The sequence below is a fragment of the Sphingomonas rustica genome (genome assembly GCF_039652585.1).
In the GTDB taxonomy this organism is placed as follows: domain Bacteria; phylum Pseudomonadota; class Alphaproteobacteria; order Sphingomonadales; family Sphingomonadaceae; genus Sphingomonas; species Sphingomonas rustica.
Genome location: NZ_JBDIZK010000002.1, coordinates 146,865 through 171,157 on the forward strand (window position 1 = coordinate 146,865; position 24,293 = coordinate 171,157).

The window sequence follows — 24,293 nt, forward strand, 5'->3', positions numbered from 1 at the left end:
CCCCCTGATGCGTTTTTTGCCCCCGTTAAGGGTTGGCGGCGGGGATGCCAAGACTATGGTCGCGCGCATGACCCGACCCGACCCGACGCCCCGGCCGATCGACAGGCTCCCGCTGTGCGGCGATCCGGCCGCGATCGCGCTTCGGGACCGGGCGGGCACGCTGAGCTTCACCGAGCTGGAGATGGAGGTCGGTCGGCTGGCCTGTTGGCTGAAGGCGCAGGGGCTGAACCCCGGCGACCGCGTCGCCAGCTGGCTGCCCAAGACGCGCACCGCCTGCCTGATGCCACTGGCCGCCCCGCGCGCCGGGCTGGTGCATGTCCCGATCAACCCCGTGCTCAAGCGCCAGCAGGTCGCGCATATCCTCGCCGATTCCGGCGCCCGGCTGCTGCTCACCCAGGCCGGCCGGATCGCAGCACTCGAGCCGGGCGACGTGCCCGCGACGACGCAGGTTCATGAGGAGGCAGCGGCGCGGTCGGACGAAGCGCTCGCTCCGTCCTCTGCCGATCCCGACGATCTGGCCGCTATCCTGTACACGTCTGGATCGACCGGCCGGCCCAAGGGCGTGATGCTGAGCCATGCCAATTTGTGGCTCGGCGCTGTCAGCGTGTCCCATTATCTCCGGATCGGACCTGAAGATCGGGTTCTCGCCGTCCTGCCGCTCAGCTTCGACTATGGCCAGAATCAGCTGTTCTCGACCTGGCATGCCGGCGGGTGCGTGATCCCGCTCGACTATCTGACCGCGCGCGACGTGGTGAAGGCGGTCGACCGGTTCGAGGCGACGACCTTGGCCGGGGTGCCGCCGCTCTGGGTGCAGCTGCTCGACGCCGACTGGGGCGTGGGTGCGAACCGCCTCCGACGCCTGACCAATTCGGGCGGCGCGCTGACCCCCCGCCTGGTCCGCGCACTGCGCGAGCGCTTTCCCCGGGCGCGCCTCTACCCGATGTACGGGCTGACCGAGGCGTTCCGGTCGACCTATCTCGATCCCGAGCTGGTCGACGACCATCCCGACTCGATCGGGCGGGCGATCCCCTTTGCCGAGATCATGGTCGTCCGCCCCGACGGCAGCCGGGCAGCGCCGGACGAGCCCGGCGAACTGGTCCATGCCGGGCCGCTGGTCGCGCAGGGCTATTGGCAGGACCCCGAGCGTACCGCGCAGCGCTTTCGCCCCGCGCCCGGCTTTGCCGAGAGCGGCGGAATGGCGGTCTGGTCGGGCGATACGGTCGTCGTCGCGCCGGACGGGCTGCTGCGCTTCGTCGGCCGCGACGACGAGATGATCAAGTCGGCGGGCAACCGCATCAGCCCGACCGAGATCGAGGAGGCGGTGCTCTCCGGCGGGGAGGTATCGGAGGCGGCTGCATTCGGAATTCCGGACGACCGGCTCGGCCAGTCGATCCTGGTCGTCGCCCGCGCGGCCGATGCCGATGCCGTGGCGACCGAGGCCGCGCTGCGCGAGCGGCTGCGCCGGGAGCTGCCCGGCTTCATGCAACCGTCGCATTATGACTGGCGCGACGCCCTGCCGCGCAACGCCAATGGCAAGCTGGACCGCAGCGCGCTGAAGGCGGAGATCGGCCAAGGACACGGATCATGACGACGGCCAAGCCCAGTGGGCCCATCCCCCCCGAATTCGCGCAACAGCTACCGGTCGAAGCCTGGATCGAGCGGGCGGGGGGAACGCCGCTGTTCGTCTATGACCTTGCGATCGTCGCGGCGCGCATCGCCCGGCTGCGCGCTGCCTTGCCCGCCGGGGTCGATCTTCACTACGCGATCAAGGCCAATCCGCTGCCCGATCTGCTGGCGGCGGCGGCGCCACTGGTCGATGGGTTCGACATCGCCTCGGTCGGCGAGCTGGGCAGGGCGCTCGGCGTCATGGCGCCGGACCGGATCAGCTTCGCCGGCCCGGGCAAGCGCGACGAGGAACTGGATGCGGCGATCCGCGCGGGCGTGACGCTGAACCTCGAGTCGGAGGGGGAGGCCGCGCGGGCGCTGGCCATCGCCGATCGCCTGGCGATCCGCCCCCGGCTGGCGGTGCGGGTCAATCCCGACTTCGAACTGCGCGGATCGGGCATGAGGATGGGCGGGCGCGCTTCGCCGTTCGGCATCGATGCGGCTCGGGTGCCCGCCCTGGTGAAGCAGCTGATCGCGGCGGGGGCCGACTGGCGCGGCTTCCACATCTTCGCTGGCTCGCAGTCGCTCGATACCGCCGCGATCGCGGAGACCCAGGCGCAGACGCTTGGCCTGGCCGCCCGGCTGGCGGAGGCGATCGGCGCCGGTCCGCCCCTCGTCAATCTGGGCGGCGGCTTCGGCATTCCCTATTTCGCCGGCGATACGCCGGTGGATGTCGAGGCGATCGGCCAGGCTCTGGGAGAACAACTCGACCGGCGCGACGCTGCCCTCGCTGGCAGCCGCTTCGCGATCGAGCTCGGCCGCTGGCTGGTGGGCGAGGCGGGCGTCTATCTGACGCGCGTGATCGATCGCAAGGAAAGCGGTGGCGAGACCTTCCTGATCGTGGACGGCGGCCTCAACCACCATCTCGCCGCCTCGGGCAATTTCGGCACGGTGGTGCGCCGCAACTATCCCGTTGCGGTGGCGAGCCGGAGGGATGCGCCGGTGGACGAGGTCGCGACGATCGTCGGCCCGCTGTGTACCCCGCTCGACCGGCTGGCCGACAAGGTCGCGCTGCCGACTGCGCAGGTGGGTGACGTCATCGCGATCTTCGCCTCGGGCGCCTATGGCCCGACCGCCAGCCCCTCGGCCTTTCTCGGCCATGCTCCGGCACGCGAGCTGCTGATCGGGTCATGATGACCCGTTGCTCGGGCACAGTGCTAACGCAATACTCATCTGAGGTGGCAGATTTTACCCTGCTCCAGCGAGGTCGCCGATGCGCTCAGAACTATGTCGGTGGTAAGTTATCGGATAGGACGACGCTCTGATATGGCTGCTTGCCAATCGATGTCCAACGGTACGTAGCCTAATCTGGACGCACAGCTTTAACTTATCTAATTCGCGTTTTCTTTAACGGTTCTCCGATCGTTGCTAACCTCCTCATCCCAAATGTAGGTATCTCGATCTTTATGATGCAATCATTCTCTAATAAATTTCTAATCGATTCTAACCGGGGCTGAATGCGCAAATTCGTAAAGTGATTTATCACACATCCATTGGCAAGCATTTCGCGCATAGCCCGAAGCTTCGGCAACTTCCATAAATCGCCGATATGCTTCTAGCAGTTCCCGAGTGAGGAACACGCTGACGGCAACCATAGCAGTTATGGCCAAAACGTTGACGTTTTCGATTTTCATCGACGCATAGGTAGCCACATCGACCGCTCGCGCCATTCAGCTGAAAGCAGGTAAATGGGTCAGTGAATTAACCGCCGAAGCGCGCCCATGGCGTGAGCAACCAACAGCCCTCGCAGTGCTATCGCGCGGATCAACCCCTCCGGCCTCGCCGCGTTCTGTCCGCTCGACTAGGCATCCGGCTACGAGTTCGCGCTTACCGTCTTCACTTCTTTGAGCGCGTTTGGGCGCGCTGGGCAAGGCCATCGTCATCCGACCTGACAGCGCGCGGAAGTGGCGAGACCGAGACGAGGATAAGGAAGCGGTTGTTCTAATCAAGAAAGAGGGAGGGGCCTGCGAGGCGAGGGGCGTGGTGACAGTTGGAGGTGTGGGGTGGCATTCCCGCAACGCGCGTACGAAAATTTCAGCCAGTTTCTTTATTGTGAGTGCCTTGAGTTGGCAGCGCTTGATCTCGATAGCGACTGATGCATATCTTGCAGTGGGAGAATCGGATGATCGCCAGAGAAGCAATTCGCGTAGCCAAAGAATATGTTGCAGATGTTTTCTCTGAGGAGGGAATCCATAATATTGGTCTCGAAGAAATTGAGTATATTGCAGATGGCAATCTCTGGATGGTGACTGTTGGATTCTCTCGCGATTGGGATCGCCCTGTGATCGGAGGATTACTCGGGGATCGGGCGGCACCTAGAACCTTCAAGACAGTCTCCATCGATAATGGATCTGGCTTAGCGATTGGTATAAAAAACCGCATCATTCAGGGATGATCGACTCAATTGAGAACAGCGATCCTCGACACCAATTTGCTCTGCCTTCTAGTTGCCGGGGCGGAAGGCGGTGGAAGGGTTCCAAATCATAAACGGCTACAGGCTTACGACGATGAGGCGTACTCTCTTTTGATCGATCTTATCTCTCGGTTCGATCGGATAGTAGTGTGTCCTCAGATACTTGCGGAATCTAGTAGCTTGCTAAGGCTGGCGCCGGAACCTTTGAAATCCCGTTTGACGGCGCGATTGGGTGCGATGCTTGACCAAATTGTTGAATTGCATATTCCGGTAATTCAATGCGTGAATTATCCTGAATTTGATAGACTTGGTGTTACTGACAGTGTGATACTAGCTATGCTGGCTACAGATGGAGTGCTGCTTTCGGCAGATCTGGACCTGTATCTAGCGGCTGGCAAGCGTAGCTCAAAAGTTATCAATTTCAGTCATCTGCGAGACGGCTCGATTAAATTAGGCGTGGATATTTGAGACGAGCACGACTGATGACGAGCCATGCCATACGGGATCTGGAGTCTCTCACCAATGCTGTCGAACTGGGCAACCTGCTCTGCGTCAGCGACGGGTTGCCACAAAGTGGGCGATCTTTACGAGAGAACCGTGGACAATCGCGGTAACCCGCCAATTCTCCCTAACGCAAAATTTACCTCTCTGCTTCCATAGGTCGCTCCAATCCGGTGGGGAGATGGTCGAGACGTCGATCATGCGAGTCCCCGGCCGGAAGGGAGCTCGATCATGCGTGTGTTTCGTTCGAAATCGTTCATCGCGGCGCCGGCTCTGGCGGCGGTCCTCCTGGCCGGCTGTTCGGGCGGAGGGCGTCCGCAGCTGCCCGCCGCGTCGTTCGTCGCCGGGCGCGAGGCGCCGAGCGAGGACTATGTCATCGGCCCGATGGACCAGCTCCAGATCTTCGTCTGGCGCAATCCCGACCTGTCGGCCAAGGTCCAGGTGCGCCCCGACGGCCGTATCACCACCCCTCTGATCAGCGACATGCCGGCGGTCGGCAAGACCCCGGCGATGCTGGCCGACGACATGCGCTATGCGCTGGGCGAATATATCAAGGACCCGATCGTCTCGGTCATCGTCGAGAATTTCTCGGGCACCTACAGCCAGCAAATCCGCGTCGTCGGCGCCACCGAGAAGCCAGCCTCGATTCCCTATCGCGCCAACATGACGATCCTCGATGCGATGATCGCGGTCGGTGGGCTCAACGAGTTCGCCGCGGGCAACCGGTCGCGGCTGGTGCGGGTCGACCGCAAGGGCGGGCGCCAGGTCGAATATGGCGTCCGCCTGTCCGACCTGCTGAAGAATGGCGACACCTCGGCAAATGTGAAGCTCGAGCCGGGTGACGTCATCATCATCCCGCAGAGCATCTTCTGAGCGCTGAACGGTGGGCAGCATCTTCGAGGAAATCCGTGCCGCGATCCACGCGGTCTGGATGCGGCGCTGGATCGCGCTCGCGGTCGCCTGGGTGGCCTGCCTGGCGGGCTGGCTGGTCGTCTCGCAGATGCCCAGCAGCTATGAGAGCCGCGCGCGCGTGTTCGTCCAGCTGCGCCAGATCCTGCCGACCGAGAATGCCGCGACCCAGGCCGAGCAACAGCGCGACATCGACCGGGTTCGCCAGACGCTGACCTCCGCGGTCAATCTGGAAAAGGTGGTGCGCGGCACCGATCTGGCGGCCACCGTCCAGACCGACCGCGACCTTGCCGATCGGATCGCGGCGCTTCAGCTGATGATCAAGATCACCGCCCAGCAGGACAATCTGTTCGAGATCAGCATCACCGCCGCCAGCGGCAAGCTGGCACGCCAGATCGCGCAGAAGCTGATCGACCTGTTCGTCGAGGACAATCTCGCCGGCTCGCGCGACCAGACCAGCCAGTCGCTGCGCTTCCTCGACCAGCAGATCGATGCGCGGCAAAAGGCGTTGCAGGACGCCGATGCCAAGCGGAACGACTTCCAGGCGCGCTATCTCGGCACGCTGCCCGGCACGGGATCGATCAACGACCGGGTCGGCCAGGCGCGCCAGCAACTGGCCCAGGTCGATGGCGACCTGGCGGCGGCACAGAGCGCGCTGACCACGATCAACGCCCAGATGGCGGGCACCCCGGCCAGTGCCCCGGGCGGCGGCGGCGGGGCTGTCGCCTCCTATGGTCCGGCCCGCGCGCGATTGGCGGCGGTGCAGGGACAGCTGAGCGATGCCCGTGCCAAGGGCTATACCGAAAATCACCCCGACGTGATCGCGCTGCGCAGCCAGCTTGCCGCGGCGCAGTCCGCCGCGCGCGGCGAGCCGATGGTCGGCGGCGCGGCTGCCGCGGCCGCGGGCAATCCGCTCTATATGAGCCTGCAGGCGATGCGCGCCGACAAGATGACCCAGGTCGCGGCGCTGTCGCAGCGCAAGTCGGCGATCCAGGGCGACCTGGCCAAGCTCCAGTCGGCGATGACCGACAATCCCGCCGCCGCCGCCGAGCAGTCGCAGATCGAACGCGACTATCAGGTGCTCAAGGACCAGTATGACAAGCTGCTGAGCGACCGCGAGCAGGTGCGCATCCGCAGCTCGGTCCAGAACGAGACCGATGCGGTCAAGTTCAGCGTCATCGACCCGCCGACCCAGCCGCGTGCCCCGACGGCGCCGAACCGCACCCTGTTGCTGACCGGCGTGCTCATCGCCGGCCTGGGTGCAGGGGTGGCAGCCGCATTCGCGCTGGGCCAGCTGAACACCACCTATTCGACGGCGGGCCGGCTGGAACGTGCCAGCGGCATGCCGGTGATCGGGTCGATCGGCGAGGTGCTGGACGAGGTCCAGGTCGCGCTGCGCCGGCGCAGGCTGAAGCTGTTCGCCGGCGGCTTGGCCGCGCTCGGCGTTGCCTGGGTCGGACTGCTGGGCGCCGAGATGATCCAGCGCGGCATGGGGGCCTGAGCGATGAACGATCACACGCCCGACCGCCTGCGCGGATCCCTGCTGGAACGCGCGGCCGAACAATTCGCCTTCGGCGCGGCACCCACTCTGCGAGTGCCGGCGGTCGAGGAGGTTGCGGCGTCGAGCGTAGCGCGCGCGCCTGAACCGGTGCCGGTGGTCGCGCCCGTGGCAGTGCCCGTTCCGCCGACCGAGCGCGTCGCGCCGCTGCCCGCCGGCGTATCGGCGCGTCGTTTCGCGGCGGTCGATCGGGATCTGCTGGCGGCGGGCGGCATGCTGGTACCCGGTGGCCCGGTGACCGCGCTGGCGGAGGAGTTTCGCCTGGTGAAGCGCCAGCTGCTGCTGACGGCGCGTGCGGTGGCGGGCGGCGATGGCCGGCGGGCGCGGATGATCCTGGTCTGCTCGGCCCAGGCCAATGACGGCAAGACCTTCTGTGCGATCAACCTGGCGCTTTCGATGGCGGCCGAGCGCGATGTCGAGATCCTGCTGGTCGATGCCGATTTCGCCAAGCCGGACATTCTCGACCGGCTGGGGATTCCCCAGGGGCCGGGCCTGCTCGACGCGCTCGCGGGCGCGATCGACGATGTCGAGCGCTGCATCGTCGACACCGACATTCCGCAGCTTTCCGTCCTGCCGGCGGGCACGAAGACGCATGGCGACACCGAACTGATCGCCTCGGACCGGGCCCGCCATGTCCTCGAGGCGCTGGCGGCGGCCGATCCGCGGCGGATCGTGATCCTCGATTCCCCGCCCGCGTTGGCGGCGTCGCCTGCCGGCGTGCTGGCGACGCACGCCGGTCAGGTGATGCTGGTGGTGCGCGCGGACAAGACCAGCGAATCCGACCTGCGCGAAGCGGTCGCGATGCTCGACGGCTGCGATCACATCCAGCTGGTGCTCAATTCGGTTTCCTTCCAGCCCGGCGGTCGCCGGTTCGGAAGCTATTATGGGGAGGCGGGCAAGTGACCCGATCGGGACTCTGTGCGGCGGTCGTCCTGGTCGGCGCCGGCGCGGCGCAACCGGCCATGGCCCAGCGCACGACCGTCGATCCCTATATCGAGGTGGGTCAGGTCGTGACCGCCGATCTGGGCGATGGCGGGGAGGTGCTGACCTACAGCACCGTCGCGGCGGGTATCGACGCGACGGTCCAGACCCGCCGGGTGCAGGTGCAGGCCAGCTATCGCTACGAACATCGATTTTCCTATGACAAGCGGGTCGGCGACGACTCGATCCACACCGGCCTCGCCAATGCGCGAGTAGTGGTTGCGCCGGGCCTGACGATGGAGGCCGGGGCGCTGGCGACCCGCGCGCGCAGCGACGTGCGCGGCGAGGTGGCGGTCAATCCGGTCTACAACACCCGCAACATCAGCCAGGTCTATTCGGCCTATGTCGGCCCGTCGCTGGCCACCCATGTCGGGCCATTGTTCGTCAACGGTGCCTATCGCTTCGGCTATACCAAGGTCGAGGCGCCGACCGATGGCGTCGGCCTGCCGGGTGGGACGCCGCCGCTGGACCTGTACGATGATTCCCGGGTTCATGTCGCGACGCTCAGCACCGGCGTGAAGGCGGGCACCGTGCTCCCGATCGGCGTGACCGTCAGCGGCAGCTATACGCGCGAGGATGCCGGTCAGCTGGACCAGCGGTTCGAGGGCAAGTTCGGCCGCGGTGACGTGGTCCTGCCGGTCGCGCGCGGCCTCGCGCTGACTGCCGGCGTCGGCTATGAAAAGATCGAGATCAGCCAGCGCGACCCGCTGCTGACGCCCGGGCCCGATCCGGTGCCCGTGGTCGACGGCGCCGGGCGCCAGGTGACCGACCCGGCATCGCCGCGCCGCATCGCCTATGATTTCGACGGGATCTTCTGGGACGCGGGCGTCCTCTGGCGGCCCAGCAGCCGCACCACGCTGGAGGCGCGGGTCGGCCGGCGCTATGGCTCGATGAGCGTCATCGGCTCGCTTAGCTACCAGATCGGACCGTCCAGCGGCATCCAGATCGGCATCTATGACGCGATCGAAAGCTATGGGCGGCAGCTCAATGGCGGGCTGGCGACGCTGCCGAACGGCTTCGTCACCGGCAATGACCCGTTCGGCAACCAGACCAGCAGCTGCGTCTTCGGGTCGGCGGGCAATGCGGCGGGAAGCTGCCTGACGGGCGCGCTGAGTTCGGCCACGACCGGCAATTACCGGGCGCGCGGCGTCACCGGCGTCCTGGTGCTCGGCCGTGGCGGCACGACCTACGGGCTCGGTGCCGGCTATGCCCGACGCAGCTATCTCACGCCCGGCGCGGGCCTCGGCAACGGGATCAGCCTCAGCGGGACCGCTGACGAGACCTATTTCGCGCAGCTGTTCGCATCGCAGCAGGTCGGTCCCAACGGCTCGCTGGGCGGCAATGCCTATGTCAATTATGTCGAGAGCGACGTCGCAGTCGACCCGATCCTCGGCTGGGGGGCGAACGCGGTCTACACGCATCGCTTCGGCCGCCTGACGGGCACGCTGGCGGCGGGCATTTCCGGGTTCCAGGGTCAGGCGGGTCAGGATGCGCTGTCGGCGCAGGCGCTGATCGGTCTGAGATACGGTTTCTAAGGGTCGAGGCAGACAAGCATATGTATGACGACCATTATGGATTGAGCGGCCGGCCGTTCCAGCTGACTCCGGATCCGCTGTTCTGGTTCGACACCGCCACGCATCGCAAGGCGATGGCCTATCTCGGCTATGGGCTGAGCCAGGGCGAGGGCTTCGTGGTCATCACCGGCGATCCGGGCGCGGGCAAGACGACGCTGATGGGGCATCTGCTGGGCCAGATCGACCGCGAGCGGATGAATGCGATCAAGATCGTGTCGAGCCAGTTGCGTCCCGACGACCTGCTGCGGATGGTCGCGTCGGGGCTGGGCGTCGATGCGGGCGGGCTGGACAAGGCAAGCCTGTTGTCGTCGATCGAGCGCGGCCTGCACGGCGTGGCGCGTGACGGCAAGCGCACGCTGCTGATCATCGACGAAGCGCAGGCGCTCGCGTTCGAGACGCTGGAGGAGCTTCGCATGCTCTCCAATTTCCAGGCGGGTGGCTATGCGCTGCTTCAGATCTTCCTGCTGGGTCAGCCCGAATTTCGCGACACGCTGCAGGATGCGCGGCTCGAACAGCTGCGCCAGCGGGTCATCGCCATGCATCAGCTCGACCCGATGGCGGCAGACGAGGTCGAGCCGTACATGCTGCATCGCCTGTCCTGTGTCGGGTGGACCGGCACGCCGCGCTTCACCGGCGACGCGCTGGCGGCGATGCATCTCTGGTCGGGCGGCAATCCGCGGCGGATCAACCAGCTTGCCGGTCGCGTGCTGCTGTACGGCGCGGTCGAGCGGATCGAGACGTTCGGCGCGGATGCGCTGGCGGCGGTGATCGCCGATCTGGATCAGGACACGCCGCGTCCCAGCTATCGTCCGGCCCCGCCGGTCGCGCCGCAGCCCGCCGCACCGGTGGTGTCTGCCGCGCCGGTCGCGTCTGCCGCACCGGTAGCGTCCGTCGCACCAGTCGCGTCCGTCGCGCCGGCCGTGGTGGATGACGAACCCTATGACCTGATCGAACTTGCGCCGCTGGCGGCGGAAATCTCGGCGGTGGTCGAGGCGCGGCGTTCGATCCTGCGCGACACCGCGATGCCGAAGGCGGCGGTTCCTGTGCCCCAGCCCGAGCCCCAGCCCGAGCCCCAGCCCGAGCCCGAGCCCGAGCCTGCGCCTTCGCCGGCGCCCGTTGCCGATCCGGTCGAGCCGCTGCACGTGGTGCTTTCGGACGATCCGATGGTGCGCATTGCCGCGCTCGAGGCGCAGGTGAAGCAGCAGGAAGCAGCCTTGCGCCGCGTCCTGTCGCTGCTGGTCGACTGGGTCGAGAATGACGATCGCCCGGGGTCGCGTCCCGATCTCTCCGCGCTGCACGACGCGGTCGGCTGACGATCCGATGGTGGTCAACGCGCTCTCGGTCGATGTCGAGGACTGGTTCCAGGTCGGCGCCTTCGAAACGGTGATCGACCGGCGCGACTGGGACGGACTCGAGCATCGCGTCGAGGCGAACAGCGACCGTGTGCTCGACCTGTTCGAGCGGGGCGGGGTCAAGGCGACCTTCTTCACCCTGGGCTGGGTGGCGCAGCGCTATCCTGCACTGATCCGGCGCATCGTCGCGCGCGGGCACGAGATCGCCAGTCACGGCTGGGACCATCGCCGCGTCTTTACCATGACGCCAGAGGCGTTTCGCGACGACCTCGCCCGCGCCCGCGCGGCGATCGAGGATGCCGGCGGCGCGGCCGTCACCGGGTATCGCGCGCCCAGCTTCTCGATCGACCGGCGGACCCCCTGGGCACATGTCGTGCTGGCGGAGCAGGGCTATGCCTATTCCTCCAGCGTCGCGCCGATCCGCCACGACCATTATGGCTGGGCCGACGCCCCGCGCACGGCGTTTCGCCCGGTTGCGGGATCGGACCTGGTCGAGCTGCCGATCACCATCACCTCGGTGTTCGGCCGGCAGGTGACGACCGGCGGCGGTTTCTTCCGGTTGCTTCCCGCGTCCGTGACCCGCGGCGCGATCGAGCGCGCCAATGCCCGGGCGCGGCCGGCCGTCTTCTATTTCCATCCCTGGGAAATCGATCCCGATCAGCCTCGCGTCGCCGCTGCGCCGCTCAAGTCGCGACTGCGCCATTATGCCCGGCTGGACGCGATGGCGGGCAAGCTCGAACGGCTGATCGCGCGCCATGACTGGGGCCGGATGGACGCGATCGTCGCCTGCGAAGCGGCGCGCCTGTCGTGAACGCCGCGCCGTCCCCGCAACTTGTGGGCGTGCGGGTCGCCAACCTGTCCGACCCGGACGAACGGTCGCGTATCGAGGCCTATGTTCTGGCGCACGAGGCCGGGACGCCGTTCCACCTTCCGGCCTGGAGCATGGCGGTCGCCCGCGGTTGCGGACAGACCAGCCATTATCTGGTCGCGGGGCAGGGTGACGGCACGCTGGCCGGCGTGCTGCCGCTCACCGAATGCAGCTCGCCATTGTTCGGCAAGGTCCTTGCCTCGGCCGGCTTCGGCGTCGGCGGCGGGATCCTCGCCGATCGTCCGGCGGCGGTGACGGCGCTTGCCGAGGCGTGCTGGTCGCTGGCGCAGCGGCTGGGCTGCCCCGGCGTCGAGCTTCGCGGGGGCGCGCATCCCGGCGCCGACTGGACGATCGAGGATTGCCGCTACCAGGGATTCGTGAAGCCGCTGGCGCCCGACGACGCCGCCGAGCTTGCCGCCATCCCGCGCAAGCAGCGGGCCGAAGTGCGCAAGGCGCTGGCCGGCGATTTCGAGATCCAGGTCGGCCGCGACCGCGCGGCGGCGGCGGCGCATTACCGCGTCTATTCGGAGATGGTCCGCAACCTGGGCACGCCCGTCTTTCCCCGCCGGCTGTTCGACAGCGTACTGGACCTGTTCGGAACCGATGCGGACATCCTGACGGTGCGGCATCGCGGCGTGCCGGTGTCGAGCGTGCTCAGCCTCTACTGGAAGGGCAGGGTCTATCCCTATTGGGGCGGCGGCACCGGGGCGGCACGGGGCTTGCGCGCGAACGACCGGCTCTATTTCGAGCTGATGCGCCATGCCCGTGCGCGCGGCTGCACCGGCTTCGATTTCGGCCGGTCGAAGACCGGAACCGGCCCGGCGGCGTACAAGCGCAGCTGGGGGTTCGAGCCGCAGCCGCTGACCTATTACGACCGGGTGGCCGATGGGGCGGCGGTCCGCGACGCCAGCCCGCTCAACCCGAAATATCGGCTTAAGATCGCGCTGTGGAAGAAGCTGCCGCTCTGGGCGGCCAATCTGGCCGGGCCGGTCATCGCGCGCGGGCTCGGCTGATGGGCGACATCCTGTTCCTGGCGCACCGCATTCCCTATCCGCCCGACCGGGGTGACAAGATCCGCGGGTTCCACCTGCTGCGGCACCTGTCGGCCAGGGCGCGGGTGCATCTGCTCGCCTTCGCCGATGTCGAGGGCGACCTGGCGCATGACGAGGCGCTGTCGCACCACAGCGCCAGCCGGACGGTGCTGTGGCGCTCGGGCACGCAGGCGCGTGCCGCCGCGCGCGCGCTGCTGACGCGCCGCCCGGTCTCGCTCGCCGCGTTCGACGACCGGCGGATGCGCGATGCCGTTTCCGCCGCACTGTCGCGCAACCCGATCGACACGATCTACGTCTTTTCCAGCCAGATGGCGCAGTATCTGCCGGCGGACATCCGGGCGAAGCTGGTCATGGATTTCGTCGACATGGATTCGGCCAAGTTCGCCGCCTATGCCGATGCCGCCCGGGGACCGATGCGCTGGATGCTGCGCCGCGAGGCGCGCCTGCTCCAGCGGTTCGAAGGCGCGGTGGCCCGGCGCGCCGATGCCAGCCTGTTCGTCAGCCGGGACGAGGCCGCGCTGTTCCGCGCCCGGACCGGCGCCGATCGCGTATGCGTGATCGAGAACGGCATCGACACCGACCATTATGATCCCGCGGCGCGGTTCGCACCGGTCGATCGTGACGGCCCGCTGATCGTCTTCACCGGCCAGATGGACTATCGCCCGAACGCCGAGGGCGTTGCCTGGTTCGCCGAGGCGATCCTGCCGCGCATTCGCCATGCGCATCCCGGCGCCCGCTTCGCGATCGTCGGCCGCAACCCCGGCGACGCGGTCCGTGCGCTGGCGAAACGCCCCGGCGTGCTCGTGACCGGGGAGGTGCCCGATGTCCGCGGCTGGCTGGCCGCCGCGTCGGTGGTCGTCGCGCCGCTCAGGCTGGCGCGCGGGATCCAGAACAAGGTGCTCGAGGGCATGGCGATGGCGCGTCCGGTGGTCGCCTCGGTCGCGGCGGCGCAGGGGATCGACCATGGCGGCACGATCGCAGTGGGCGAGTCCGAAGCGGCGCTGGCGGAGGCCGCGGCTTCGCTGCTCGCCGATCCCGCGCGCGCGGCCGAACTGGGTGCGGCTGCGCGGCGACAGGTGCAGGCGCGCTATGCCTGGCCTGCGCGACTGGCCGATCTCGACGCGATCCTCGGTATCGCGCCTAACGCGCCGCGGGCCGCGGCATGAGCACGCTCGCCGCTCCGCTCGCTGCGCGCCCCGTAGCGCCGATATTCGACGCCCGCTGGCGGCTGCACGCGGCACTGCTTGCGGCCACCTGGTTCGCGCTGTTGCTGATGTTCCGCGGCGATGCCCGCGACCTGGCGGAGATCTACTGGACCAACACCACCTACGGCCACTGCCTGTTCATCGCGCCCGTCGTCGCCTGGCTGGTGTGGCAGCGGCGTCAGGGGCTGGCCCGGGTCGCGCCGCAGGGCTGGTGGCCCGGACTGGCGCTGGTAGCCGCGGGCGGGCTCGGCTGGGTCGTCGGCGACGCCGCCGGGGTCGCGCTGTTCCGCCATGGCGGGCTGGTGCTGATGCTGCAGGGCGCGGTGGTCGCGGTGCTTGGCCCCAATGTCACGCGCGCGCTGCTGTTCCCGCTCGCCTATCTCGCTTTCCTGGTGCCGTTCGGCGACATGTTCGAGGAACCGCTCCAGCGGCTGACCGTCGCGATGGTGATGCCGCTGCTCCACCTGTTCGGGGTGCCCGCCAGCGTTGACGGGGTGCTGATCACCACCTCCAACGGCTATTTCGAGGTTGCCGAGGCCTGTTCGGGCGCCAAGTTCCTCATTGCGATGATCGCCTATGGCGTGCTGGTCGCCAATGTCTGCTATGTCTCGTGGTGGCGCCGCGCGGCCTTCCTGGCGATGGCGCTGGTGGTGCCGGTGATCGCCAACGGCGTCCGCGCCTTCGGCACCATCTACGCTGCTTGGTGGACCTCGGTCGAACAGGCCACCGGTTATGACCATATCGTCTATGGCTGGGTGTTCTTCGGACTGGTGATGGTGGCGGTGCTTGCGATCGGCTGGCGCTGGTTCGATCGCGACCCCGATGCGCGCTGGTTCGACCCCGCCATGGTACAGGCCGCCCCGCGCCGCCGGATCGACGCGCCCGTCGCCGCACTTCTGGCGCTTGCCATGGCCGCGGCCTTCCTCGCCTGGTCGGGCGCGATCGCGGGACGCACTGTACTGCCATCCGCCCCTGTCAGCCTGCCCGACATCCCCGGCTGGCACCGCGCCCCGCTGGACACCGGCCCCGCCGCCTGGACCCCGAACTATCCCGGTGCCGACCAGTTGCTCACCGGCCGTTATGTCGACGAGTCCGGCCGCACGGTCGATCTTGCGGTCGCGGTGTATGACCGTCAGCAGGAGGGCAGGGAACTTGTCGGCTTCGGCATCGGTGCGATCCGCCAGAACGACCGCTGGGTGCGGATCGAGGATCTGCCCGACCTGGCCGGCGGCGCATCGCTGAGGATGACCGCGCCCGGCCCGGTCGAGCGTCAGGTCGTCACCTGGTACCGTGTCGGTGGCCGCGTCACCGCCAGTCCCGGCCGGGTGAAGCTGGAGACGCTGCGCACCCGCCTGTTCGGTGGCAATCCGCGCGCCGTGGGGCTGCTCGTCTCCGCCCCGGCAGGCCCCGACCGCGACGCCCGCGGGGCGATCGCCGACTTCGTCCGCGCCGCCGGTCCGATCGACCGGCTGGCCGATCGCATCGCCGGCACGCGCTGACCGGTGCGAATTTCGCCGCGCGGCGAGGTAGCGCGCGAGCGCTTCTCCCGATATTCGGAGCGCGGCGCGCGGGGCGCCGTCAATCCTGATCGCATGAGGAGAGCGCACTGATGTGCGGGATCGCGGGCCTTTTCTACCCGAAAACGCCCAAGCCGGTGGACCCCGCGCGCATCGTCCAGATGGCCGATGCCATGGCCCATCGCGGCCCCGACGGATCGGGCGTGTGGACCGGCCCGGGCATCGGCCTCGGCCATCGCCGCCTCTCGATCATCGACCTGGGCGGCGGTGCCCAGCCGATGGCCAGTCAGGATGGCGAGATCGTCGTCAGCTACAATGGCGAGATCTATAATTTCCAGGAGATCCGGGTCGAGCTCCAGGCGCTCGGCGCTCGGTTCCTGACCAACAGCGATACCGAGATCCTGCTCCATGGCTGGCGCGCCTGGGGCCCGGACCTGCTGGGGCGGCTGAACGGCATGTTCGCCTTCGCGCTCTACGATGCCGCGACGCGCAGCCTGTTCCTCGCCCGCGACCGGTTCGGGGTGAAGCCGCTCCATTATACCCAGCTGTCCGACGGTGCGATCGCCTTCGCCTCCGAACTCAAGGGGCTGCTCGCGCATCCCTCGTTCCGCCGCACCGCCGACGTCCGCGCGGTCGAGGATTATCTCGGCCTCGGCTATATCCCCGACGACAGCTCGATCCTGGCGGGCGTCTCCAAGCTTCCTGCGGGCCATTTCCTGCTCGTCGAGCGCGGCAAGCCCATGCCGCGTCCGGTGCAATGGTGGGACATCGACTTCTCGCAGCGCGCGACCGCCAAGCCCCGGGACCTGGAGGCCGAGCTGGTCGATCGCCTGCGCGAGGCAGTGCGCTCGCGCATGATCGCCGACGTGCCGCTCGGCGCGTTCCTGTCGGGCGGGGTGGACAGTTCGGCGGTCGTGGCGCTGATGGCGGAGGCCAGCCGCGCCGCGGTCAAGACCTGCACCATCGGGTTCGACGTCGCCGACCATGACGAGACCGCCCATGCCCGCGCGATCGCGGACCGCTTCGCCACCCAGCATCGCAGCCGGACGGTCGCAGCCGACGATTTCGCGCTGATCGACACGCTGGTCGACGCGTTCGACGAACCCTTTGCCGATGCCTCGGCGCTCGCCACCTACCGGGTGTGCGAGCTGGCGCGCGAGACGGTGACCGTGGCGTTGTCGGGCGACGGCGCCGACGAGGCCTTCGCCGGCTATCGCCGCTTCCGCTTCTTCGCCGCCGAGGAGCGGATGCGCGGCCTGCTCCCCGAACGGCTGCGCGCCGGGATCTTCGGCACGCTTGGCCGTCACTACCCCAAGGCCGACTGGGCGCCGCGCCCGTTCCGCGCCAGGACGACGCTGCTCGCGCTGGCCGAAGGCGGCGAATATGCCTATCCCAAGGCGGTGGGCGTCACCGGCCCGGAGTTGCGGAACCGCCTCTACAGCCGCGGCGCGGTCAAGGCGCTGGCGGGGCATAATGCCGAGCAGCGCTATACCGACACAATGCGCACCGCACCCGCGCGCGACGGGCTCGACCGCGCGCAATATGCCGACATCAAGCATTATCTGCCCGGCGACATCCTGACCAAGGTCGACCGCACCAGCATGGCGGTGGGCCTCGAGGCGCGCGAGCCCCTGCTCGACCACCGCCTCGTCCAGTTCGCCGCCACGCTGCCGTCGTCGCTGCGCATCCGGGGCGGGCAGGGCAAATGGCTGCTCAAAAAGGCGATGGCGCCCTGGCTGCCCCGTGACATTCTCTACCGGCCCAAGATGGGCTTCGTGACTCCGGTCAGCGCCTGGTTCCGCACCGCGCTGGCGGACGAGGCGGCGCGGCTTGCCCGATCGCGGGTGCTGGGCGGTACCGGCTGGTTCGACATGCCGGTCATCGCTACCCTGGCCGCCGATCATCGCGCCGGCCGGGCCGATCATGGCCGCACCCTGTGGCAGTTGCTGATGCTCGAGCGCAGCCTGGCGCGCCTGTTTGGATGAAAACCATGATGAAACCCCTGCTCGCGCCGCTGTTCGCCCTGCTGTCCGTCGCTGCCCAGGCGCAGGAAGCGACGCCTGGGGCGGGGACGGCCGTCTCGCCTGCGGGCGACTATGTCCATTCGGAGCGCGAGATGATCGCCGGCTTGCGCCTCAATCCCGATGGCAGCTTCGAATATGCCCTGACGGTCGGCTCGCTCGACGAGAGCGCAAAGGGACGGTGGCAGGCTGAGGGCAACCGCATCCGCCTGACCAGCGATCCGCGACCGGTGCCGCCCACGATCACGGCGACGCGGATCGACGCCGATCCCGGCAAGCCCTTCTCGATCCGGGTGCTCACCCCGAGGGGCGTCGACATGCCCGGCGTCGACATGCTGGTCGAGTTCGACAGCGGCGATCCGCTCGACACCTACACCCCGGGCGTCCCCTGGACCGTTCCGGCGGACGAAAACCGCAGCCCCCGCTTCGTGACGTTCAGCATGCCATCCTATCGCCTCCGGTCGGAACGCCTCCCGCTCGACCCCAAGCCGGGCACGACCGCCATCTTCTCGCTGACCCCCAACGACTTCGGCGTGGCGGATTTCACCGGCGCCGAAGTCGAGTTTCAGGCGGGCAAGCTGATCCTGCACCGTCCCGAGGGCAGCATGGACTTTCGTCGCGTCGAACCCCGCGAGAAGGACGGCGAGCCGGAATGACCGGCACACTGCGGCCGAACCCCGTCAAGGTCGCCGACCGGTAGCGGCGCGACCGGCCGAAACGAATCCGTAACGGTCGCGGAGCCACTGTCTTCGTGGCGAGTTATGGGCGCATGCCAGCTCAACCGCTCCCGCGCGAAGCCGTCCTCGTGGTCAACGCGCATTCGCGCAAGGGCGAGGCGCTGTTCGCCGATGCCGAGCGTAAACTGAAACAGGCCGGGGTCACGCTGATCGCCGCACATCCGGTCGAGGATCCCGACCGGATGGAGGACACGGTGCGCGGTGCGGTGCGCAGCGGTGCGCCGATGGTGATCGTCGGCGGCGGCGATGGCTCGCTGGCCAGCACCGTCGACGCGCTGGTCGGGACCGACTGCGTCTTCGGCGTCCTGCCGCTCGGCACCGCGAACAGCTTCGCCCGGACCCTGGGCCTGCCGCTCGAACTGGACGGCGCGATCGACGCCATCGCCAATGGGGTGCGTCGCCGGGTCGATCTCGGCATGATCGATGACGATTATTTCGTGAACGGTGCCTCGCTGGGCCTGTCCCCGATCATCGGCGACACCATCCCGGCCGGGCTGAAGCGCTGGCTGGGCAGGGCGGGCTATCTGCTATGGGCGGTAAAGAGCTCGGCGAATTTCCGTCCGTTCCGCCTGACCCTGGAATGCGGCGAGGAAAGCGAGAAACTCTGGGCGACCGAGGTCCGCATTCTCAACGGCACCCATCATGGCGGCGTCGAGCTGTCGGGCGACGCCGCGATCGACAGCGGAGAACTGCTGATCCAGGTCGTCACCGGGAAGAGCCGGGTGAAGCTCGGGCTCGACTGGTACGCCAAATTCTTCCGCCTGCGCGACCGCGATGCGCGGACCCGCGAGTTCCGCGGCCGCGACTTCACCCTGAAGACGCGGCCGAACCAGCGCGTCTCGATCGACGGCGAGGTGCTTGCGCAGACACCCATCCGCGCAAGGGTTGCCGCAGGTGCGGTCCAGGTCGCGGTCCCCGCCGACACAGTCTGAAAGGACTCGCCGGGATTGAACCCTTGGCGGCCCGCCGCCGTTGGCATCCTGGAGCCCGGCCGAATCCGGGTGCCCGGGCAACGAGAGGACTGCCGATGAGATCATTATTTCTGCCGGGATCGGCCGGCCTGGCGCTCGCGCTGTTCAGCGTCCCGGCTGCCGCCCAATACGCCCCGGTCGATACGACGCCGATGGGCCAGACCGCCACCGGCGTGACCGCGAACAAGCTGTCGGGCGACATTGCGCGCGGAGAGACGCGATCGCGATCGATCTCCCGCCGGTGCCTCGCCGATTCCGGGCCTGGCCCGGAGCGTCGCGCGATGGAGGCCGAATATGCCCGGCGGCTGAAGGCGGACGGCCGGGCGGTAGCCGATGCCTGGCGTGAGCGGACCGGACGCCAGTATCGCGCGAAGCTGGTCGCCCAAGGCAAATGCAGCCCCCGCCCCTGAGCGACCGGTCGAATGCAGTGCCCGTCAACCATTGGACTCCTGACCCCGTCGTGGAAGCGATCGCCGCGGTCGATGGTTGACCCATCCTCGATTGCCATCGGGCCCCGGCCACGGCACTGATCGACGGCAAGGGAGAGCATGATGCGGATTGCGGCGATGACGATGCTGATGGCGGCGCCAGCCTATGCCCAGGATCCGCCGCTCGAGCCGCCGCCCGAACGCGCCCGGCCGGCAGGGGGCGACGGCTGGAGCGTCACGATCGGCGCGGCGCCGGTCCTGACTCCGGCATGGCAGGGGTCGAAGCAGGTCTCGCTGTCGATCTTCCCTGACCTGCGCATCGCCTATCGCGATGTCCTCTTCGCATCGGTTCCGGAGGGGATCGGCTGGAACGCCATCCGCGCCGATGGCTGGCGGGTCGGTCCGCTGGTCAAGCTCCGCTTCGGTCGCAACGAGCGCAATGGCGGCTCGCCCTTTCTCATCACGGGGGGCAGCGACGCGCTGCTCGGCATGGGCAATGTCAAGGCGGCAGGAGAGGCGGGCGGCTTCGCCGAGAAAACCTTCGGCCCGCGCGACCGGATCCGACTGAGGGCCGAACTGCGCCAGGGCTTTGGCGGGCATAGGGGCGCGATCGCCGATGTGTCGGCGACCTATCGCGCCCGTGTCGGACGCGCGATCCTGTCCGCCGGCCCGCGCGCGACCGCGGCGACCGGCGACTTCATGCAGACCTATTTCGGCATCGACGCCGGCCAGTCCGCGCGCACCGGGCTCGATCGCTACGATGCCGATGGCGGCCTGCTGTCCTGGGGTGTCGGCGGAACGGTCGTCCGCCCGCTGGACCGCCGCAGCGCGATCACGCTGTTCACCAGCCTGGAACGGCTCGCCGGCCCCGCCGCCGACTCCCTGCTGATCCGCGAGCGCGGCCAGGCGACGCAGTTCACGCTGGGCATCGGCTACGGCTTCCGCTTCGGTCTGTAGGAAGCCCCGTCTGCGGGTGTCTGCCGGTCGGCAGCTCGCGGAAGCAAGGTTCTGAACGCCACGACGGGCGGCGGCGACAGTCGCCAGCAAACGCGACTGCGGCGGCCCCCTAACGCGCAGTTCCGAACCAGTGCCGCCCGCCACCGCGCTGCAGGCCGATCAGCGTTGCGCCGATCGCCAGGATCGCCGCGATCCCCGCGCCGCCCGCCACCATCGGCTCCGCCCGTCCGCTCGCGGCATAAATTGCCGCCAGCGCCCAGAGGAAGACGATCGCATAGGGCGGGTTGCCGCGCGCGGATATCAGCGCCGCCGCCACGATGATTCCCGCCACGACCAGCACCGCCGCGGCAATCAGCGGCGCGGCGCCGTCGCCTTCGATCCCGTAATAGCGCAGCGTCGCGGCGATGTTGACGATCGACGCGACCGTCAGCCAGCTCGCCAGCGCGCTGAGCGGCAGGACCACGCACCATCGTTCTCCGCCGGTGAATGGCACCGCCCAGTTCGCGAACACCCGGAAACAGTGGAGCAGGCACAGCAGCGTGAACAGGATGATCGCCACCGACGCCGAGCCCAGTCCCAGGCTCTGGGTATAAAGCGCCCACAGCCCGTTGCCGAGGAACGCGCCGGCCGCCGGCCATCGGACCCATTTCAGCAGGGCATCGTCGCGCCGCGCCGGCAGCGCCTGATAGACCGCGAAGACCAGCGTCCCCGTGTAGAGCGCGCCCCAGATCGAGAAAGCCCAACCCGCCGGCGTGATCAGCGTACGCGCGCCGTCGGACTGGTCGCCGATCGGCTGGCCGATCCCGGCCAGCGGCAGGAGCGGGATCAGGATCTGGACGATCGCGCACAGCAACGGGGCGGCACGGCTCAGCGCCGATACGGGCTGGGAACGATCCTGAACGGTTGCCATGCGGGTTCAACCCCCGGCGAGGCCTTCGGTTGCGAAACGGATCGATCGCGTCTCGTCAAAACGCGCCGCGCCGTCTATCCCAAGGGCGACGCGTCACGTTGGGGGGATGGTGTTGCGGCTCCTGCGAAGGCGAGGACGCGCTGGATTGGCGATGAGCGCTTCGGCGGTCTGCCTGCTGGTCTGTCTGGCCGCTCCGGCGGCCGCGCAGCAGGCGCCTGGTCCCGATCCGGTTGCGCCCGACCCGTCGGGCGACGGACAGCCTCATTCCGACATCGTCGTGATCGGCCAGCGCGGATCGGCGGTGACCGACCTGCCGCCGCTGGCCGAGTTCGACGCGGCTGCCGTCGCCGCGACCGGCGCGACGACCGTTCCCGAACTGCTCCAGGCGATCCGCGGCTCGACCCAGGGCGCGGACGGCGCCGAACCCATCCTTCTGCTGAACGCCCAGCGCGTGTCCGGCTATTCGGAGATCGCCTCGCTGCCGCCCGAGGCGATCGAGAAGGTCGAGGTCATGCCCGAGCAGGCGGCGCTGAAATTCGGCTTCCCGCCGACCCGGCGCCTCGTCAATTTCATCACGAAGGCGCGCTTCCGCCAGGTCGAGGTGAAGGCGAGCGCCGGCACCGCCACCCGCGGCGGGACGACGATGCAAAAGGCCAATATCGGGCTGACCCGGCTGAACCAAGGCGCGCGCCTGACGCTGGGGCTGGAACTGCGCCGGGTCGATGCACTGCTTCAGTCCGATCGCACGATCCTGCCCGATCCCGATGTCCCGTTCGATGCGATCGGCAACATCACCGGCGTCGGCGGCGGCGAAATCGATCCGGCGCTGTCGGCAGCGGCCGGGCAGGCGGTGACCATCGCGCCGGTGCCCGTCGCGCCCGCCGATCGCGACTCGCTGCTCGCCTATGCCGCGTCGGGCAATCGTCCGCGGCTGTTCGACCCTGGTCCCTATCGCACGCTGGCGCCGGGTACCGAGGCGATCAAGGCCGATATGGTCATTGCCGATCGCATCGGCGAAACCCTGTCCGGATCGATCAGCCTGTCCGCCGGGCACAGCCGCGACCGTTCGCTCGGCGGCCCGGCCGGGGTGCGGCTGCTGATCCCGGCGACCAATCCCTATTCGCCGTTCGGCGGACCGGTGGTGCTCAACCGCTATCTGATCGAGGCGGGGGCGCTCGATCAGCGGCAGACCGTCACCGATCTCAACGCGGGGGCGCTGCTGCGCGGCGCGATCGCCGGCTGGCGCTGGGACGTGACCGCGAATTTCGATCAGAAGCGGACCGCCGGCGTCGTCGAGCGCGGCGTCGACGTGACCGCGGCCAATGCGGCGATCGCGGCGGGTGCCGACCCTTTCGCCCCGCTGACGCCCGAACTGGCGCCGCTGCTGGTCGACCGCATCGTCCAGCGGACGCGGACCACCGGCGCGAAGGCAGTCGCCACCAATGCTCCGATCCGGCTGCCTGCGGGCAAGGTAACCGTCACCGCCACGGCGGAGGTCTCGCGCGACAGCGCGGTCTCGTCGCTGCGCGGCCAGTTCCCGTCCGACCTCGCGCTGGCGCGGACCCGGGTCGAGGGCGGGCTGGCGATCGACGTGCCGCTTACCTCGCGGCGCGAGAATATACTGTCCTTCATCGGCGACCTGTCGGTCAATGCCTCGCTCAACGTCCGCCATGTCGGCGGTTTCGGCAGCCTCGACGACAGCGTTTTCGGGCTGTCGTGGGGACCGGTCACGGGTGTCCAGGTCATCGCGGCGCTGCGCCGAAGCGCCACCGCGCCCGACATGGCCCAGCAATCGACGCCGATCACCCGGGTGCCAAACGTCCCGGTCTTCGATTTCGGAACGGGCCGCACCGAGATCACGACCCTGATCACTGGCGGCAATCCCGATCTGCTGGCGGAGCGCCGCCTCGTCCGCTCGTTCACCCTGTCGCTGAAGCCCTTCGCCAAGCGCGAATGGCGGATCAACGCGACCTACGAGGCGACGACGATCCGCGACCAGACCGGCACCGTCCAGGCGATCACGCCCCGGACCGAGGCGATCCTGCCCGACCTGTTCGTCCGCGACGCCGGCGGGCGGCTGACCTCGGTCGTCTATCAGCCGATCAATTTCGACGTCGAGGAGGTGCGGACGCTGAACCTGACGGTCAACGCCACCGGCCAGTTCGCAAAGGCGCCGGCGGCGGCGGGCCAGCCGCCCCGGTCCTCGACCTATTATGGCGGCATCGGCCCCAGCCTGAAGTTCAGCGACCGGCTGAAACTGCGCCCGGACACGCCCGAGCTCGACCTGCTGGCCGGCGACACGGTGCGCGGCTGGGGGATGCCGCGCTTCTACGGCTATGCCTATGGCGGGATCAACCATCGCGGCATGGGGCTGACCTTCAACGCCTGGTACCAGGCGCCCAACCGGATCCTCAGCGACGATCCTGCCGGCAACCTGCGCTTCTCGTCGCTCTTCAAGCTGAACCTGGGCGCCTATGTCGGTCTGGGCCAGGTGCTGAAGGACCGGAAATGGGCGCGCAAGCTGCGCCTGGGCCTCGATATCGACAATGCGACCGACGCGCGTCAGCGTGTGACCGACGGCAACGGCCTGACCCCCAACCGCTTCCAGCGCGATTATCTCGAACCGGTCGGGCGCACGGTGACGCTGTCGCTGCGGCGGCTGTTCTGAGGCCAG

20 protein-coding genes are annotated in these 24,293 nt (G+C 68.3%); 19 read left to right on the top strand and 1 reads right to left on the bottom strand.

From position 1 onward, the window contains the following. Window positions 1-67 precede the first annotated feature (67 nt). The 18 genes from TPR58_RS03670 to TPR58_RS03755 all read left to right on the top strand — a co-directional run bounded on the left by TPR58_RS03670 (window position 68) and on the right by TPR58_RS03755 (window position 20,709). The gene (locus TPR58_RS03670; protein ID WP_346245261.1) at window positions 68-1,588 is read left to right on the top strand and encodes an acyl-CoA ligase (AMP-forming), exosortase A system-associated; all 1,521 of its coding nucleotides are present in this window, start codon (window positions 68-70) and stop codon (window positions 1,586-1,588) included. Beyond that, window positions 1,585-2,799, top strand: a complete 1,215-nt coding sequence (locus TPR58_RS03675; protein WP_346245262.1) for a pyridoxal-dependent decarboxylase, exosortase A system-associated — start codon at window positions 1,585-1,587, stop codon at window positions 2,797-2,799. The genes TPR58_RS03670 and TPR58_RS03675 overlap by 4 nt, the downstream gene beginning before the upstream one ends. 988 nt (window positions 2,800-3,787) lie before the next feature. After that, window positions 3,788-4,060, top strand: a complete 273-nt coding sequence (locus TPR58_RS03680; RefSeq protein WP_346245263.1) for a hypothetical protein — start codon at window positions 3,788-3,790, stop codon at window positions 4,058-4,060. Window positions 4,061-4,069: 9 nt separating this feature from the next. Then, the gene (locus TPR58_RS03685; RefSeq protein WP_346245264.1) at window positions 4,070-4,546 is read left to right on the top strand and encodes a PIN domain-containing protein; all 477 of its coding nucleotides are present in this window, start codon (window positions 4,070-4,072) and stop codon (window positions 4,544-4,546) included. Between the two features lie 264 nt (window positions 4,547-4,810). Next, window positions 4,811-5,452 carry an XrtA/PEP-CTERM system exopolysaccharide export protein gene (locus tag TPR58_RS03690; RefSeq protein ID WP_346245265.1) on the top strand — a complete coding sequence of 214 codons (642 nt, stop codon included), beginning with the start codon at window positions 4,811-4,813 and terminating at the stop codon, window positions 5,450-5,452. A gap of 10 nt (window positions 5,453-5,462) precedes the next feature. Then, on the top strand, window positions 5,463-6,989 hold the full coding sequence (locus TPR58_RS03695) for an XrtA system polysaccharide chain length determinant (protein WP_346245266.1): 1,527 nt from the start codon (window positions 5,463-5,465) through the stop codon (window positions 6,987-6,989). Between the two features lie 3 nt (window positions 6,990-6,992). After that, complete coding sequence (locus TPR58_RS03700; RefSeq protein WP_346245267.1) at window positions 6,993-7,949, top strand: AAA family ATPase; 957 nt, start codon at window positions 6,993-6,995, stop codon at window positions 7,947-7,949. Then, the gene (locus TPR58_RS03705) at window positions 7,946-9,562 is read left to right on the top strand and encodes a hypothetical protein (RefSeq protein ID WP_346245268.1); all 1,617 of its coding nucleotides are present in this window, start codon (window positions 7,946-7,948) and stop codon (window positions 9,560-9,562) included. Before TPR58_RS03700 ends, TPR58_RS03705 begins: the two co-directional genes overlap by 4 nt. A 20-nt stretch (window positions 9,563-9,582) precedes the next feature. Further along, the gene (locus TPR58_RS03710; protein ID WP_346245269.1) at window positions 9,583-10,914 is read left to right on the top strand and encodes an AAA family ATPase; all 1,332 of its coding nucleotides are present in this window, start codon (window positions 9,583-9,585) and stop codon (window positions 10,912-10,914) included. 7 nt (window positions 10,915-10,921) lie between these two features. Beyond that, a complete protein-coding gene (locus TPR58_RS03715) occupies window positions 10,922-11,764 on the top strand; it encodes an XrtA system polysaccharide deacetylase (protein ID WP_346245636.1) in 843 nt (280 codons plus the stop codon). Further along, complete coding sequence (locus TPR58_RS03720) at window positions 11,761-12,834, top strand: FemAB family XrtA/PEP-CTERM system-associated protein (protein ID WP_346245270.1); 1,074 nt, start codon at window positions 11,761-11,763, stop codon at window positions 12,832-12,834. The genes TPR58_RS03715 and TPR58_RS03720 overlap by 4 nt, the downstream gene beginning before the upstream one ends. Then, window positions 12,834-14,039 (top strand): TIGR03087 family PEP-CTERM/XrtA system glycosyltransferase, encoded by a 1,206-nt coding sequence (locus tag TPR58_RS03725; RefSeq protein WP_346245271.1) that lies wholly within the window; start codon window positions 12,834-12,836, stop codon window positions 14,037-14,039. The genes TPR58_RS03720 and TPR58_RS03725 overlap by 1 nt, the downstream gene beginning before the upstream one ends. Further along, window positions 14,036-15,577: an exosortase A gene (xrtA, locus tag TPR58_RS03730; protein ID WP_346245272.1), complete on the top strand. Its 1,542-nt coding sequence runs from the start codon at window positions 14,036-14,038 to the stop codon at window positions 15,575-15,577. Before TPR58_RS03725 ends, xrtA begins: the two co-directional genes overlap by 4 nt. Before the next feature lie 110 nt (window positions 15,578-15,687). Next, window positions 15,688-17,580, top strand: coding sequence for an XrtA/PEP-CTERM system amidotransferase (locus TPR58_RS03735; RefSeq protein WP_346245273.1), 1,893 nt, complete (start codon window positions 15,688-15,690; stop codon window positions 17,578-17,580). Window positions 17,581-17,585: 5 nt separating this feature from the next. After that, window positions 17,586-18,272, top strand: a complete 687-nt coding sequence (locus tag TPR58_RS03740) for a hypothetical protein (protein WP_346245274.1) — start codon at window positions 17,586-17,588, stop codon at window positions 18,270-18,272. A 113-nt stretch (window positions 18,273-18,385) separates the two neighbouring features. Further along, entirely contained in the window at window positions 18,386-19,285 is a 900-nt protein-coding gene (locus TPR58_RS03745) for a diacylglycerol/lipid kinase family protein (protein WP_346245275.1), read from the top strand. A gap of 95 nt (window positions 19,286-19,380) precedes the next feature. Further along, on the top strand, window positions 19,381-19,734 hold the full coding sequence (locus TPR58_RS03750) for a hypothetical protein (RefSeq protein ID WP_346245276.1): 354 nt from the start codon (window positions 19,381-19,383) through the stop codon (window positions 19,732-19,734). 138 nt (window positions 19,735-19,872) lie between these two features. Further along, the gene (locus TPR58_RS03755; RefSeq protein ID WP_346245277.1) at window positions 19,873-20,709 is read left to right on the top strand and encodes a MipA/OmpV family protein; all 837 of its coding nucleotides are present in this window, start codon (window positions 19,873-19,875) and stop codon (window positions 20,707-20,709) included. Window positions 20,710-20,818: 109 nt separating this feature from the next. Here TPR58_RS03755 and TPR58_RS03760 read toward each other — a convergent pair whose 3' ends face one another. Next, on the bottom strand, window positions 20,819-21,619 hold the full coding sequence (locus TPR58_RS03760; protein WP_346245278.1) for a hypothetical protein: 801 nt from the start codon (window positions 21,617-21,619) through the stop codon (window positions 20,819-20,821). A gap of 151 nt (window positions 21,620-21,770) precedes the next feature. Here TPR58_RS03760 and TPR58_RS03765 point away from each other — a divergent pair, with 151 nt between their 5' ends. Further along, window positions 21,771-24,287: a hypothetical protein gene (locus TPR58_RS03765; RefSeq protein ID WP_346245279.1), complete on the top strand. Its 2,517-nt coding sequence runs from the start codon at window positions 21,771-21,773 to the stop codon at window positions 24,285-24,287. The last annotated feature ends 6 nt before the right edge of the window (window positions 24,288-24,293 follow it).

Excerpts from the sequence above, each read along its gene's own strand:
- TPR58_RS03710 (WP_346245269.1), top strand. The coding sequence starts at position 9,583 with ATGTATGACGACCATTATGGATTGAGCGGCCGGCCGTTCCAGCTGACT.
- xrtA (WP_346245272.1), top strand. The coding sequence starts at position 14,036 with ATGAGCACGCTCGCCGCTCCGCTCGCTGCGCGCCCCGTAGCGCCGATA.
- TPR58_RS03725 (WP_346245271.1), top strand. The coding sequence starts at position 12,834 with ATGGGCGACATCCTGTTCCTGGCGCACCGCATTCCCTATCCGCCCGAC.
- TPR58_RS03700 (WP_346245267.1), top strand. The coding sequence starts at position 6,993 with ATGAACGATCACACGCCCGACCGCCTGCGCGGATCCCTGCTGGAACGC.
- TPR58_RS03755 (WP_346245277.1), top strand. The coding sequence starts at position 19,873 with ATGATGCGGATTGCGGCGATGACGATGCTGATGGCGGCGCCAGCCTAT.
- TPR58_RS03740 (WP_346245274.1), top strand. The coding sequence starts at position 17,586 with ATGATGAAACCCCTGCTCGCGCCGCTGTTCGCCCTGCTGTCCGTCGCT.
- TPR58_RS03750 (WP_346245276.1), top strand. The coding sequence starts at position 19,381 with ATGAGATCATTATTTCTGCCGGGATCGGCCGGCCTGGCGCTCGCGCTG.
- TPR58_RS03715 (WP_346245636.1), top strand. The coding sequence starts at position 10,922 with ATGGTGGTCAACGCGCTCTCGGTCGATGTCGAGGACTGGTTCCAGGTC.
- TPR58_RS03680 (WP_346245263.1), top strand. The coding sequence starts at position 3,788 with ATGATCGCCAGAGAAGCAATTCGCGTAGCCAAAGAATATGTTGCAGAT.
- TPR58_RS03670 (WP_346245261.1), top strand. The coding sequence starts at position 68 with ATGACCCGACCCGACCCGACGCCCCGGCCGATCGACAGGCTCCCGCTG.
- TPR58_RS03735 (WP_346245273.1), top strand. The coding sequence starts at position 15,688 with ATGTGCGGGATCGCGGGCCTTTTCTACCCGAAAACGCCCAAGCCGGTG.
- TPR58_RS03745 (WP_346245275.1), top strand. The coding sequence starts at position 18,386 with ATGCCAGCTCAACCGCTCCCGCGCGAAGCCGTCCTCGTGGTCAACGCG.
- TPR58_RS03675 (WP_346245262.1), top strand. The coding sequence starts at position 1,585 with ATGACGACGGCCAAGCCCAGTGGGCCCATCCCCCCCGAATTCGCGCAA.
- TPR58_RS03765 (WP_346245279.1), top strand. The coding sequence starts at position 21,771 with ATGAGCGCTTCGGCGGTCTGCCTGCTGGTCTGTCTGGCCGCTCCGGCG.
- TPR58_RS03760 (WP_346245278.1), bottom strand. The coding sequence starts at position 21,619 with ATGGCAACCGTTCAGGATCGTTCCCAGCCCGTATCGGCGCTGAGCCGT.
- TPR58_RS03690 (WP_346245265.1), top strand. The coding sequence starts at position 4,811 with ATGCGTGTGTTTCGTTCGAAATCGTTCATCGCGGCGCCGGCTCTGGCG.